The organism is Sciscionella marina DSM 45152 (assembly GCF_000379465.1).
Lineage (GTDB): Bacteria > Actinomycetota > Actinomycetes > Mycobacteriales > Pseudonocardiaceae > Sciscionella > Sciscionella marina.
On the sequence record NZ_KB905406.1, the window covers coordinates 1 to 14,238 of the forward strand.

Consider the following 14,238-nt stretch of genomic DNA (forward strand, 5'->3'; position numbering starts at 1 on the left):
TGCGACGCTTGAGCTCCCGAAGCTCTTGCGCCGCGTTCGTCGTGACGCCAGGCTTAACCTCGTCCCCGACGTCAGCCTGACGCAGCCACTTCTCCCAACGTCATCGGATGGACCCCAAAGTCACTGGCGACCTGCTCGATCGTCACGCCCGACTCGCGGTTGCGGGCGACCCGGACAACATCCTCACGAAACTCGCGCGGGTAGGGCTTGGGCACAGCAACATCCTTTCAGCCTGCACATCAGCAAGCAATCTCAGATGTCACAGATCCCTTCAGCAGCCCCATCTACGTAATGACCGTTCCCGGAAGCCGTCCGCGATCAAGCCAGGCAACCAGGGGTGAGCAACCAGCACCGATCACCATGGCCTCCGATAACCGGCTCTGGCCGCCGTCGACGATGCCTACGCCGAAGTGCAGTGCCCCGCACGTACACCCGACAACACCCAGCCGAACGCCAGAACAAGATCAACTCCGGCGGGTCTGTCCAGATAACGGCTCTGGCCCGAATCCGGTGGTGACGCCGTGTAGTTCAGCCGAGCAGGATGCGGTGGCGTAGGAGTGGGAAAGCTGCGCGTCCGTGTAACTGCCGCTTGATCGCCTTCGTCTTGGTGTTCACACCTTCGGTTCGTCCATTGTGGAATGGACAAGTGAGGGTGGCATTGACGGCGTCGCGGTCGAGCTCGAGCCCGCGAGTGAACGCGTGCAGATGGGGCAGATCCTCGCCCCGGGCCTGGTCGATCCAGCCGGTGAGGCGCAATTCGTTGCCGGCTGTGGGGGCCAAAAGGGCAGCGAAGTCGCCGACGAGACCGGCCAGCGCTGTCATCTCGGGGCAGGCGGGCACCGCGGCGTTGAGCCGTTCTCGCTGGTGGGCTTTGAGCCGGTCTGGTCGTGTGAGCAGGTAGCGGGCCAGGCGCCGTGGGGAGATGGCCGGCCGGTCGGATTCGACGCGGCCTTAGGTGATGTAGCGGTAGAGTAGGTTGAGGCTGTCGGGGTAGCCGAGCTGTGTGATCTCGGCGAACAGCGTCTGTACCGGAACGGCGGGTCGACTTCACGGCGGGGTCGATTTCACGGTGGGGTCGCAGATGCTCCCGGTAAGGGTCGACCAACGTGGGGCGCTACTTCGGCGCCCGGACCAGCCGCTCGGGTGCGCTGATCCGGGCGTAGCGCTTGACCGTGTTGAGTGCAAGATTCAGCCGGCGGGCGCATTCCAGCAGGCCGACATCGGCATCGAGCAGGTCATGGACCTGCCGCCAGCGCTGCCGTGTGGTCTGGGCTTGGATGCCCTCTCGCGGCGGTGGTCCGGTCTTGCCCCAGCAGCTGCTGTGCGCGGCGACCTCTTTGATGACGGCCTCGGCGAGGTTATGCCAGAGGTGCCACCGGTCGGCGACCTGCACCGCGTCGGGCAGGGCACGACGGATCGCTTCGGCGTAGGCGGCCGAGCCATCCCGGCAGACCACCTCGACATCGGGGTGCTCCCGTAACCAGGCTTCGAGCACCTCGGTCTTGCGCTCCGGCAGCACGTCGACCCGCTCGCCGGTCTCCGCATTGATGATCACAGTGGCGTAGCGCTTTCGCTTACACAGCGCGAAATCGTCCACCCCGATCACGCGCGGCGTCGCCGAGGCCGGTAACGGCAGCTTCAGCAGCGGCCGCAGCGCAGTCTGCCGCGACAGCACGACTCCAAGCCCGCCCAGCACTCGCGCGCCGGCACGCCCAGCCAACTCCCGGACCACGCCGCCCACCTGCCTTGTCAACCGCACGGTGCGCCGCTGATACCGCTCGATTACGCCGGCCACCTGCTCACGGAAAGTCTGCCTTGGACACTCAAGGCTGGGCCAACGCATCCGGCGTGCCCGGAGTCGTATCAACACGCGCCGCCCACCGACCGGCATGTCGGCGATCTGCCTACGGAAGTAGCCATGCACACGGCCCGTCCGGGCCGCGCATCCCGGGCATACCACCGGGCCAGGCGGCGTTGATGCCCACACCACGAGACACCCCGCGTCCTCCTCTACACCGTCGATGACCAGGGACGACAGCCCCGCGAACACCAACTTCAGAAGTCGATCAACATTGCACTGGCCTCACACTGGCCCGAGCCACCGCATCCGACAGACACCGACACGCACCGTCACCACCGGATTCGGGCCAGAGCCAGTCGTCGGACAGTCCCCGCGCTCGCGGTCGAGGTGGAACGGTTTCGGGTGCTGTACAACACGATTCGACCGCACCAGGCCCTTGGTGTCGTGTTCCGGTCAGGGTATATCTCGACTCCGACAAAGACCATCGACGCGGTCGGCGCTTTTGCGATTGATCCGGCACTCGGCCCGGACGGTGCGGCCGAACCGAATGGGTCATGGCGTGTGCCGGAGTGTTCCGGGGGCCAGGTGTAGTTCGGTTTCGGCGAGGTCAACGGCCATCTGCTGGACCGTGGTAGGGAATCGGGGGTCGGCGTTGAGGTCGGCGCTGAGGCCGTCGATGACGACGAGGATTTTCAGTGCGACCGCTTCGGCGTCGGTGGTGTGGAATTCGTCGGTGTCGATGCCACTCTGGATGAGGCTGGTGAGTCGTTCGCGCCAGTGGTCGCCTTGCCGGATGACACGTTCGCGCAGGGTTGGGCGGTAGCGGGCGAGGTGGCGCGCGTTGAGCCAGAGTCGGTTGACGTCGTGGAACTCGGCCGACAGCGCCAGCGAGAGAAAGTGCGCCAGCCGCTGGGTTGGCGTGGCTTCGTTGTCGGCGCTGATCAGGGTGGAGAGTTCGGTTTCGGCGACGTGGCCGAAGGTTTCGGCGACGAGGTCCTCGGTGGCCGGGAAGTAGTGTCCGACGGTGCTGTTGCGGATGGCGAGCATGTCGGCGACACGGCGCAGCGTGATGCATTCCAGGCCCTCGGTCAGCGCGAGCCGTGCGGCGGCCTCGACGATTTCGGCGCGTCGTTCGGCGGGTGCTTTCCGCACTCGATTGCCGGTGACTCTTGACGACATGCTCCGAATGCTATTAGATCTGCCCCCATCAGTTCTATCGGTCACTTGCCCGATAAGCGGGTGGGTGGAGCTCAACGGGAGGCAGCGATGGCATCGTTCGAGCCGGAGTACGAGCAGGGCGTGCCGCGAATGTGCCCGCGAGGGTCGTGCTGATGTCGTTGAGTCGACGGCAGTTCCTGAAACCGGCATTGGCTTTTGGCGTGTCCGCGGTGGCCGTTCCCGGGCTCGCGGCGTGTTCGAGCCCGGCTGCCGGTACTCGGTATGCGTCTGCTTCCGCTCCGCCTCCGGCTGCGAAGCAGGGTGGGCGGCTCATGGTCGGTCCGCTGGGCGATGGGGGAAACTACGACACGGTCACGAATCTGTTCGATTACCCGCAGATGCCGTTGAGCTCGATCTACGAGGGGCTCATGGCTTATCCGAGCGGTCAGTCGCGCTGGGCGGCCCGGAATCTGCTGGCTCGCTCGATCGAGAAGAGCCCGGACGGTCTCGCCTATCGGTTCGTGCTGCGTGCGGGTGTGCAGTTCCACCGTGGTTTCGGGGAGCTGACCGCCGAGGATGTGAAGTACTCGTTCGAACGCGCCGCCGGGCTTGTCCCGCTCTACCCCGGTGCGGCGAAGGACAATACCTCGTTCTATGCCGCGGATTTCTCCGATCTGACCGGTGTCACGGTCACCGGTCGGTATTCGGGTGAGATCCGGTTCCGCAAGCCCTTCGTTCCGTTCGAGACCATCACGCTACCGTTCGCCAGCAGCGGTTGGATCGTGTCCCGGAAGGCGATCGAGAAATACGGTGCGAGTGCTTCGCAGAATCCGGTCGGTACCGGTCCGTATGAGCTGGTGAGTTATTCGCCGAACTCGCACATGAAACTGCGCCGGTTCGCCCACTATCACGGCGGCAACCAGGAATTGGGCGCGCACAACGCTTTTGATGAGATCGATCTGGTGCTGGCACCGAACAGTGCCCGTTCTTCGGGGCAGGCGCTGACCGTGCCGATCGAAAGCGGCGAGGTGGATTTTGCTGACACCCTCGGCGCCCTGGATGTGCAGTTGTTGGCCGATGATCCGCGGTTCACCGCGTACCGGCCGAAGCAGGCACTGAATTCCTACTTCCTCGCCATCGACGCCCAGCATCCGGTGTTACGCGATATCCGGGTCCGGCAGGCGATCCGGTGCGCGGTCGATATCGAGGAGATCAACCTCGCGAATCGGGTTCCGCCCTCGAGCAGGCTGAAGGCGGCGGTCGCCCGCGAGCTCGACGTGGGATACTGGCCCGAAGCACCGAGCTACGAGCGGGATGTCGGGAAGGCCAGGCGGCTGCTCGCGCAGGCGGGAGTGCGGGATCTGTCGCTTCCCATCGCGACGCCGAACATTTCGATCACCACGGGCGATCCGAATGCGGTGATGCAGGTGATCCAGTCCAATCTCAAAGATGTCGGTATCGCGGTGGAGATCATCGCCACGGCGCCGGACAGTTTCGTCAGCCAGCCAGGAGCCGCCGGACTGCTGTGGGGAAACTTCGCCGGCGCACCGGACCCCTATTTCCAGCTGGAGTGGTTCACCCACGACCAGCTCGGGGTGTGGAACTACGCGTCCTGGAGCGAACCGGAGTACGATCACCTGCACGATCAGCTCGGCACGACCACCGATCCGCGGCAGCGCAAGGAAATCGCCGTTCGCATGCAGCGGCTCATGGACTCCGGATCGGCGTACGTGTTCGCCTCGCAGGCGGTGAACTTCGGCCTGAGCAAATCCGGTGTCCGCGCCGTGTTCGACGGCAACGGAAACCCCCAGCTGCACTACTTCTACCGGGTCGCCTCATGATCGGCTACCTGGTGAAGCGGCTGAGCCTGGCGATACTGGTGCTGCTGCTGGTCATGATCCTTCTGGTGCTGCTTATCCAGTTCATCCCCGGGGATCCGGCCCGCACCATCCTGGGCAACCACGCCACACCCGAGCTGATGGCCCAGGTTCGGCGCAACCTCGGCCTCGACGACTCGGTGCCGCAGCAGGTGCTGACATTCGTCGGCGACGCACTGCGCGGGGATCTCGGCCAGGACTACATTTCCGGGCAGCCGGTGACCAGTGAGATCGGCACCGCGCTGGCGAACACCGCGCTGCTGAGCCTGGCCAGTATCGTGCTGGCGCTGATAGTCGGGATCCCGATGGGGCTGATCGCCGCGGTCCGCAAGGGCGGGATCATCGACCGGTGCATCCGCGCGTTCTCGGTGCTGCTGTTGAGCATGCCACCCTATGTGGTCGCGCTGTTGCTGCTGCTGTGGTTCGCGGTGGACAACCATCTACTTCCCGCGCTCGGTGCGGGGAACCTGGCGGATCCGGGTGACTATCTAGCGCACCTGCTGCTGCCCGCGCTCGCCCTTGCGGTGTTCTGGTGGGCTTATCTGGCCCGGCTGGTGCGCGGCAGTCTGCTGGAGGTGCTCGGCCAGCCGTATGTGCGCACGGCCCGCGCCTACGGCCTGTCCAAGCAGACGACGCTGTATCGGGTCGCGTTGAAGAACGCGCTGGTGCCGATCACCGCCCTGACCGGGCTGCTGTTGGGCTATGTCCTGACCGGCACGGTCTACACGGAGGTGATCTTCAACCGGCCGGGCATCGGCAGCCTCGCCGTCTCCGCGGTCGGCAACCGGGACTGGCCGATAGTCCGCGCGATCGTGCTGATCTACGCCGCGGCGTTCATCCTCGGCAATTTGCTGGCCGACCTCGCTTATCAGTTCCTCGATCCGCGGCTGCGCCTGGACAACCGGACGGAGGCGTTCCTCTGATGGCGGTCATCAAACCCTCCGTGGCCCGCGACCTACCGGCAGGACCTGGTGCACAGAGCCGGGTCCGGGAACTGCTGTCCAAGCTCAGCAGCCGCCCCAGCGCGGCGATCTCGACGGCGGTGATCCTCGCGCTGATCCTGCTGGCGCTACTCGCTCCGGTCATCGCGCCGTATGACCCCACCCACATCGACGTGTACACCCGACTGAGCGCGCCCTCGGTGCAGCACTGGCTGGGAACCGACTCGCTCGGCCGGGACAACCTGTCCCGCACCATCTACGGCAGCAGAGTCGCCCTGGAGATCGCGCTGCCTGCGGTGTTCGGCGCGTTCGTGGTCGGCGCGGTGCTGGGGATGCTCGCCGGCTATCTGCGCGGCTGGCTCGACCGGGTGCTGGTCGTGGTGTTCGACACGCTGATCTCGTTTCCCGCCGTCATCCTCGGACTCGCGCTGCTGACCCTGCTCGGCCCTTCGGTCGGCAGCGTGATCTTCGTGATCGGCATCGCACTCGTCCCCTACTACGGACGCCTGGTGCGCGCCCAGACACTCGCCCAGCGTGAGGTCGGGTACGCCAAGACCGAGCGGGCGCTCGGCGCGAGCAGGCGCCGGGTACTGGGCAGGCACCTGTTCCCGAACGTCGTACCCGAGCTGCTGACCGTCGTGGCGATGGACGTCCCCGGCGCGATCGTCGACGAGGCTGGCCTGGCCTTCCTCGGTCTCGGCGTGCAGCCGCCGACATCCGACTGGGGTGTAATGCTGGGCGACGGATTCACCAACATCGCCGCGTCCCCCTGGGGTGTCGTCGGCCCGATCCTCGCGCTGATCGTGCTGACTGCCGCGTTCCTGGTGCTCGGCGAGTCACTGCGGGACACGCTCGACCCCGGCCGCCAGGGCAAGCGCCGAGGGCTGCTGTCCCGGTTGAGGAGGAATCACCGTTGACTACCGAAGCCACACTGAGCGTGCAGGACCTCTCGGTCGGCTATACCAGCGCAGGCAGCCACCGGCTCGCCCTGGACCGGGTAAACCTGGAGATCGGGGAGCAAGAGATCCTCGGGGTGGTCGGCGAGTCCGGCTGCGGCAAATCGACACTGAGCACCGCCATCATGGGTCTGCTGCCACCCAACGGCCGCATCCTCGGTGGCCGCATCGAGCTGCGCGGCCGGGGTGATCTCACCGAGCTCTCCGACGAGGCGATGCGCGGCGTGCGGGGCAGCGAGATCGCGGTGATCTTCCAGGACCCATCCACCAGCCTCAACCCCCGCATGCCGGTCGGCGCACAACTGACCCAAGTGCTGGGCGCCCATCCGGGCAAACACGGCTCGGCGCGAGACAACCGCGAACAGGTAATCTCCGGGCTGACCGAGGTCGGCATCCCGAACCCGCAGCGGGCACTGGGCCGCTACCCGCACGAACTCTCCGGCGGGATGCGCCAGCGGGTGATGATCGCGATGGCGCTGCTGCTCGACCCCAAACTGATCATCGCCGACGAAGCCACCTCGGCGCTCGATCTCACTCTCGAGGCGCAGATTCTCGAGTTGTTGTTGCGTGTGCGCGACAATCACGGCACCTCGTTGCTGTTCATCTCGCACGACCTTGGTGTGGTGTCCCAGTTCTGTGACCGTGTCGCGGTCCTGTACGCGGGCCGGGTCATCGAGGAAACCACCGCAACCGCCGTGCTCGCCCAACCGGCACACCCCTACACCCAGGCCCTCAACGCCGCGGTCCCCACCCCGGCCACTCGCGGCAGGCGACTGGCCACTGTGGACGGCCGCATGCCCGACGTCGAGCAGCCGCTGGCCGCGTGTGGTTTCGCGCCCCGCTGCCTGCACGCCACCGAACTGTGCACCAGCGCCGCCCCCGAGCTGCACCCCACCGACGGGGGCACCGCACGGTGTTTCGCCCTCGCCCCGGAGAACGCCGAGATCTGGCCGGATCCGCCCTCGGTGGAGGATTGGCGTACCGCGGACACCGATACCGGTCAAGGTTCCGAAACACCACCTGAGAAGGCCCCACTGATGCTCGCCGAGGACGTGGCGGTGCATTTCGGTGGCAGCCGGTCCCGGTTCGTGCCCGCCACGCGCCGCAGGGCACCGGTGCGGGCCGTGGACGGGGTCTCGCTGACGCTGCGCCGTGGCACGGTCGTGGGCATCGTTGGTGAGTCGGGCTCGGGCAAGACCACGCTCGGCGAGGTCTTCGTGAAGCTGCTCGACCCCACCCACGGTGCGATGACTTTCGACCAGACCGACACCACACGGCTGTCCACCGCCGCGACCCGCCGGTTCCGCCGCCGGGTGCAGATGATCTTCCAGAATCCGTACTCCAGCCTCTCCCCGCGCGTGCGCATCGGTGAACAGGTGACCGAGCCCTACCGGATCCACCGCATCGAACCGGAAAACCGCCGCACGACCGCGCAACTACTCGCCGCGGTGAACCTGCCCGCTTCGCTGGCCCGCGCCTATCCCGCCCAGCTCTCCGGTGGACAGGCCCGCAGGGTCGGGATCGCCCGCGCCCTGGCCTGTGAACCGGATCTCGTCGTTGCCGACGAACCCACCTCCGGACTGGACCAGTCCGCCGCAGCCTCGACCATCAACCTCCTCGCGGATCTGCGGACCAACCGCGGCCTGACCGTGGTACTGATCAGCCACAGCCTGCCGCAAGTCATCGCCGTGGCCGACGAAATCTGCGTGATGTACTTCGGGCAGATCGTGGAACGCGGCACCGTCGATGACCTCATCACCCGCCCAGCGCACCCCTACACGAAGGCACTGCTGGACCTCGTTCCCGATCCCGAACCGGGAGCACGGCTGCGCAGGCGCCGACTACTCGTCGCGGGCGAGGTGCCCTCCCCGGACGCCCCGCCACAGGGGTGCCGGTTCCACCCCCGATGTTCCTTCGCCCGCGACCTGTGCCGCACCACCGCCCCCGTTCCCACACCGCTCGACGAGCCGAACGGGGCCGGGCACCTGTCGGCCTGTCACTTCGCCCACGACATGGCGGCCGGAACACTCGAACCGGCCACCAACTGACCCCTCAACGATTCCCTTCGACCAAGGAGCTTCGAATGTCGACAAGCCACGTCTGGCAAGGCGTGATCCAGCGCGGTGTGCGCATCCCGATGCGCGACGGCGTGCACCTGTCCGCGGACCTCTACCTGCCCGGGGAAGGCACCGGGCCCTGGCCTCTGGTGCTCGAATTCCAGCCCTACCGCAAAGACGAGATCGACTCCGAAAAACGCTTCTACACCGAACTACCCAAAAACGGATACATCGTCGCCCGCCTCGACGTACGCGGAACCGGCGCCTCCGCCGGAACCGTTGTCGACGAATACGTGCCCCAGGAACAACAGGACGGCTACGACGCCATCGAATGGCTCGCGCGGCAACCCTTCTGCGACGGCAACGTCAACATGATGGGCATCTCCTACGGCGGATTCACCGCACTCCAGGTCGCCGCCACCCAACCACCACACCTGCGTTCGATCATCCCGATGTACTTCACCGACGACCGCTACCGCGACGACTGCCACCACGTCGGCGGACATCCCCGCCTGTACTACGACATCGGCTTCTACGGCACCTTCATGGTCGCCTACAACGCCCTGCCGTCCGAACCTGAATGGTCCCAGGACTGGGCCGAGGTATGGCGGAAACACCTGGCAGATAACGAACCCTACCTACTGCCGTGGCTGAGCAACCAGACCGATGGCCCCTACTGGCGACACGGTTCCGTCGGCGACATCGCCGAACAGATCCAGTGCCCGGTGTTCATGATCGGCGGCTGGGCCGACGGCTACAAGAACGCACTCCCGCGCCTGTACGAGAAACTGACCGTACCCAAACGCGTACTCGCCGGACCCTGGAACCACGCCGTGCCCGACTCGGCAACCCCCGGCCCCCGCATCGACCACCTCCACGAAGTCCTACGCTGGCTCGATCACTGGTGCCGCAACGCCCCCGACCCCGATGCGGCACCCGTCTTGGTCTACGAACAACACTACGAACCACCCGTCGACCCCGACCGCACCCACCAACCGGGCCGCTGGCGAGCCGAACGATCCTGGACACCAGAAGGGTGCAGTGAAACCACCTACCACCTCGGCAACCAGGGCACCCTCCAAACCGGGACCAGCGCGCACGGAACCGACACCCTCGTCTACGACGCCACCGTCGGAACCTGCGGCGGCCTCTGGTCCGGCGGAGTCCCCTTCGGCCTGCCCAGCGACCAACGCCCCGACGAAGCCCTCGGCCTCACCTACACCTCCCCGGCACTCACCGAGGACCTACACATCCTCGGCCGCCCCAGCGTGCAACTACACATCTCCACCACCGCGACCGTGCTCGGCTTCACCACCAACCTCTCCGATGTCGCCCCCGACGGATCCTCCCAACTCGTCGCGAAAGGCATCCTCAACGCCACCCGCCGGAACTCGCTCACCAAACCGGAACCACTCGAACCCGGCCAGGAATACGCGCTCACCATCCAGATCGACACCACCGCATGGCGATTCCAAAAAGGCCACCGGCTACGCCTGACCATCGCCAACACCGACTGGCCCAACGTCTGGCCAACCCCCGAACCCGCCACCAGCACCATCCACCGCGGCACCGGCCACCCGTCACGGCTGACCCTGCCCACCGCCCCAGCCACACCCGCACTCACCACCCCCGAATTCCAGCCCGCACCCGAGCAACCCGAACCACTCCGGCACGAACCCAACCCACCGGCATGGCGCATCGAACGCGATGCCCTCACCCGCCAAGCACGAGTCAGCTACCACTTCGACTACACCGACCGCGTCAACGCCCACACCACCGTCGAACGCCACTACGACTTCCACACCCACACCGACCCCGACAAACCCGCCCAAACCAGCGCACGCGGAAAACACACCTCCATCATCCGCCGACCATCCGGCACCATCCAAGCCGTCTCGGCCACCTCCATACGCGGCACCGACACCCACTTCCACATCACCATCGACCTCACCCTCACCATCGACGACCACCCCCACCACACCCGAAGCTGGGCAACCACCATCCCCCGAAACCTCTGCTAACCCCACCGTGCCAACGGGTTCAGAAACAAGCAGCATGCCATAGAACCCAGTTCTCACCGAACACAACGCCCCCGCAACAAACGGCGTCCACATCGACTTCAAGGAGGCCCGCCTACACGTTCGTGCTCTTCCTCGACCACCAGCCACCGGAGAAGAGCACGAACGGCAATCTATCCCGCGCCCAACCGAACAACGGATCAAGATCAAACCCGGCCAGATCCTTGAAACAAGACACGGGTCCGGCCCAAGTTCGAGCCCGCCCTCGAAACGTGCCGGGAGATCAAGGCCCACGCCCCGCACTGCCGGGTCATCTTCACCGTCCACGAGCTCAAGCGCCTGGGGCGCTACTCCTCCGAGTTGACCGCACTGGCCGACCACCTCACCGCGCATGGGATCGTGCTGGAGATGCTCGCTAAGCCGCTGGCCGGAATCTACGATCCGTCCCGCTTCGGGTGGATTCCTTGCTCCTTCTTCGGCGCGATGGCCGAAACCGACCGCGAAAACACATTGGAGGGTCTGAACACCGCTGTTCGTAAGGAAAATCATGGGGGCAGGCTGCCGGTCATCATCGACGACATGATTCATACTGCTGGGCCGCCGCGCGAACGGCGAGTCGGTGGACGACAACCGACCGGATCTGATCCTCCCCGCCGACGAACGCAAAGGCCAGAGCCCGAGCCTCGCCAACATCTAACGCGCGCTGGCCGAACACGCAAAACGCGCGGCGTACCCCGAGGCCGTCGAACAGGCCCGCACCGACTTCACCGCACTCCGAACTCGCAGCTGACCCGCACGGGGAACGGAGCGATGTCGTCCATGCAAACCGGTCAAGTCTCCATCTGGACACCCATCGCGGTCGGCGTGATCGCCTTCTGTCGGGCGACTCGCTGTCAGTGTCGAAGTTGCCGGAAGAAGGCGCGGACGTCGTCGACGAACAGGTCGGGAACTTCGAACGCAGGGAAATGCCCGCCTTCGGCGTGCTCGCGGAAGAAGGCGACGCTGTCGGTGGCGCCGAGGACCTTGGCCACGAGTGGGTCGCTGTAGAACAGGGACTGGCCGTAGGGTACCGGAGAAGATCCGCCCCAGCCGGTGTTCTCGGCGTGGGCCAGTTCCCAGTAGAAATCGGCCGCCGCGGGTCCGGTGCGAGTGAACCAGTAGAGACTGGTGGTGATCAGGACGTTCTCGTGGCTGATCGGTGTCGCGGGATTAGCCCACTCGACGAACTTCTCGGCGATCCAGGCCAGCTGCAGGATCGGGGAATCGGTCAGACCCGCCGACAAGGCATTGGGCTCGGTCGAATGCAGCACCCGGTAGCCCTTCATCTGCGACCAGCGTCGTTGCGCCGCCTCGAGTTCGCTGCGTTCGTCAGCACTCAGACCGTCTGGGACCGGGAGATCCTCACCGACCATACCAAGCTGGAGCCGGTCACCGTGGGTGTGGGCACCGATCACTCGGTCGGGCAGTAGCGCCGCTACCCGGCCGGTCACACCGGCGCCGATGTCGCCTCCCTCGACGCCGAAGCGCTCGTAGCCCAGGCGGGCCATCAGCTCCCCGAACGCCAGCGCGGTCCGCTCGAAGTTCCAGCCGCGCGCCGAGAGCGGGCTCGAGAAGACGAAGCCGGGCAGCGAGGGGATGACCACATGGAACGCGTCGGCCGGGTCACCGCCGTGGGCGCGTGGATCGGTCAGTGGCCCGCTCGCTGCGAGGAACTCTACGAACGAGGTTGGGTAGCTGTGGTTGAGCAACAGCGGCGTGGCGTTCGGCTCAGGCGAACGCAGATGCAGGAAATGAATAGTTTGCCCGTCGATCTCGGTGACGAACTGCTCGAAGGTGTTCAGCTCGGCCTCATGGGCGCGCCAATCGAACCCGTTGGCCCAGTAGGTGGCCAGCTTATGGAGGTAATCGGATGGGATGCCCCGGTCCCACGATGATTCGGTGCTCGGCACCGGGTACGGCGATCGGGTACGGGCTAGGCGCTCACGCAGATCATCGAGGTCAGCCTGCGGAATATGGATGCGGAAGGGATCGATGTCAGTGTTCATGAAGATTAATCTATAGTTCGCACAGGTCAGAAACTGTTCTCTATCACCCGATCGGAACGGTGTCGGTCGCCACAACCTCCCCGCGAGGTGACGATCAGTGGGTCAGGACAGGGCGGCGGGGGAACAGCACGCGGGGGACGAGGCGGGTGTTGTGGTTTTGTCATGATTTTCGTGTAAGCCGCGGATGCTTACTTTGTTATTCTAGTGGATGGTGAGTCGGTCTGGAAAGAGCGCGACAAGAGTGTTGAGTGCGTTTTTCCATCCCCGTGTCCCGGTTCTTGACTCGCCTCCTTGTTTGGCTGTTGATGTTTCGGAGTCCGAGGCAGACTAGTTTTGTAGCGGCTGCGTCACTGTCGAAGTGTCCACGGTTTTTGGTGAGTTTCCGCAGCTGGAAGTTGATGTTTTCAATGAGGTTCGTCGTGTAAATGACACGACGGAGTTCGGGTGGATATTCGAGGAACGGCGTGAAGTCGTCCCAGGCGCGTTGCCACAACGGGGCTGAGTTCCAGTGGCGTTGACGACCCCGAACAGTCACAACCACACAACTTCGTCGACGACGTGAATGGACGCCGTCGACGGTGTCCTCACCCAATGGCACAATCCGGCCCCACGGCGTTGCTCAGCGAACCCGCACCGGCAGAGGTGCCAGCGGCCTCCCCCTCTCCGCGGTGGCGTTTCGAGTATTTCTCAACCTCATCCAACTGGTCTCGCTCCACAACCTCATAGTGCTGCGACTGCATCAGTCCACCTTCGGCACCTCAACGATCCTGGAGAACCGAGACCTATGGCGCCACCGTGGCGTCGGCACTGTGGTGTCGGCGACCGGACGTTTACCAACCGCTCGGTCGCCGGATCGTTTCCCCGCGTAACAGCGCCGACAACTCGTGTCGCCAGACAACGTCGAGGCCCTGGTCCAGGGTCGCCGGCGCAGCAGCGCGCGTCCTCGCAGACGTCTGCGAGGCCATCGAACCTGCCCGAGCCTGTTACACGCTGACATGGATTTCCACGGGGATTTCGGTCTGGCGGTGGAGCAGTTCCTCGGCTGGCCACGGTCTGCCCGCGAGCACCGCCGGTCTTCCTATCCACCCGGTGACAAGATGCCCCCGCATGTTCGCCGCTCAGGCCTTGGCCGAGGTGGACTATGGGTATCTGTGGGTTGACGGGGTCCACTTCGAGGTCCGTCTGGAACGGGGTCGAGTGTGCCTGCTGGTGATGTTCGGGGTCCATGCCGATGGCGTCAAGGAGCTGGTCATGCTCGCCGAGGGGGTTCCGTGAGTTTTCCGAGGCGTGGGCCGATTTGCTCCGAGGCTGCAGCACTGCGGTATGACCGCGCTGGGTGCGGCGGTGCCGGTCACCATGGGGTGGTGGTATCCACGGTTCTCGGG

Annotated in this window: 8 protein-coding genes and 4 pseudogenes; 7 read left to right on the forward strand and 5 right to left on the reverse strand. The window is 65.4% G+C overall.

From position 1 onward, the window contains the following. Positions 1 to 71 precede the first annotated feature (71 nt). The 3 genes and pseudogenes from A37U_RS52715 to A37U_RS0128415 form a co-directional block, all read right to left on the reverse strand. A complete protein-coding gene (locus A37U_RS52715; protein ID WP_020500071.1) occupies positions 72 to 215 on the reverse strand; it encodes a hypothetical protein in 144 nt (47 codons plus the stop codon). A gap of 313 nt (positions 216 to 528) precedes the next feature. Then, positions 529 to 2,059, reverse strand: a pseudogene (locus A37U_RS50250) (ISL3 family transposase). 294 nt (positions 2,060 to 2,353) lie between these two features. Continuing rightward, positions 2,354 to 3,025, reverse strand: a complete 672-nt coding sequence (locus A37U_RS0128415) for a TetR/AcrR family transcriptional regulator (RefSeq protein WP_205623050.1) — start codon at positions 3,023 to 3,025, stop codon at positions 2,354 to 2,356. 266 nt (positions 3,026 to 3,291) lie between these two features. Between A37U_RS0128415 and A37U_RS0128420 the strand changes: the two genes are divergently transcribed. The 6 genes and pseudogenes from A37U_RS0128420 to A37U_RS53970 form a co-directional block, all read left to right on the forward strand. Beyond that, positions 3,292 to 4,800, forward strand: a complete 1,509-nt coding sequence (locus tag A37U_RS0128420; RefSeq protein ID WP_020500073.1) for an ABC transporter substrate-binding protein — start codon at positions 3,292 to 3,294, stop codon at positions 4,798 to 4,800. Continuing rightward, positions 4,797 to 5,759 (forward strand): ABC transporter permease, encoded by a 963-nt coding sequence (locus A37U_RS0128425; protein WP_020500074.1) that lies wholly within the window; start codon positions 4,797 to 4,799, stop codon positions 5,757 to 5,759. The genes A37U_RS0128420 and A37U_RS0128425 overlap by 4 nt, the downstream gene beginning before the upstream one ends. Continuing rightward, a complete protein-coding gene (locus A37U_RS45725; protein WP_020500075.1) occupies positions 5,759 to 6,694 on the forward strand; it encodes an ABC transporter permease in 936 nt (311 codons plus the stop codon). Before A37U_RS0128425 ends, A37U_RS45725 begins: the two co-directional genes overlap by 1 nt. Next, positions 6,691 to 8,781 (forward strand): dipeptide ABC transporter ATP-binding protein, encoded by a 2,091-nt coding sequence (locus tag A37U_RS45730; RefSeq protein ID WP_020500076.1) that lies wholly within the window; start codon positions 6,691 to 6,693, stop codon positions 8,779 to 8,781. Before A37U_RS45725 ends, A37U_RS45730 begins: the two co-directional genes overlap by 4 nt. Before the next feature lie 35 nt (positions 8,782 to 8,816). Then, positions 8,817 to 10,811: a CocE/NonD family hydrolase gene (locus A37U_RS45735; protein WP_157183083.1), complete on the forward strand. Its 1,995-nt coding sequence runs from the start codon at positions 8,817 to 8,819 to the stop codon at positions 10,809 to 10,811. Between the two features lie 279 nt (positions 10,812 to 11,090). Next, positions 11,091 to 11,300: pseudogene (locus tag A37U_RS53970) on the forward strand (recombinase family protein); the annotation flags it as partial. 401 nt (positions 11,301 to 11,701) lie between these two features. Here A37U_RS53970 and A37U_RS0128445 read toward each other — a convergent pair. After that, entirely contained in the window at positions 11,702 to 12,928 is a 1,227-nt protein-coding gene (locus A37U_RS0128445) for an epoxide hydrolase family protein (RefSeq protein ID WP_240437696.1), read from the reverse strand. A gap of 126 nt (positions 12,929 to 13,054) precedes the next feature. After that, positions 13,055 to 13,343 (reverse strand): annotated as a pseudogene (locus A37U_RS50260) (transposase); the annotation flags it as partial. 647 nt (positions 13,344 to 13,990) lie between these two features. Between A37U_RS50260 and A37U_RS51995 the strand changes: the two are divergent. Next, positions 13,991 to 14,165, forward strand: a pseudogene (locus tag A37U_RS51995) (transposase); the annotation flags it as partial. Positions 14,166 to 14,238 lie beyond the last annotated feature (73 nt).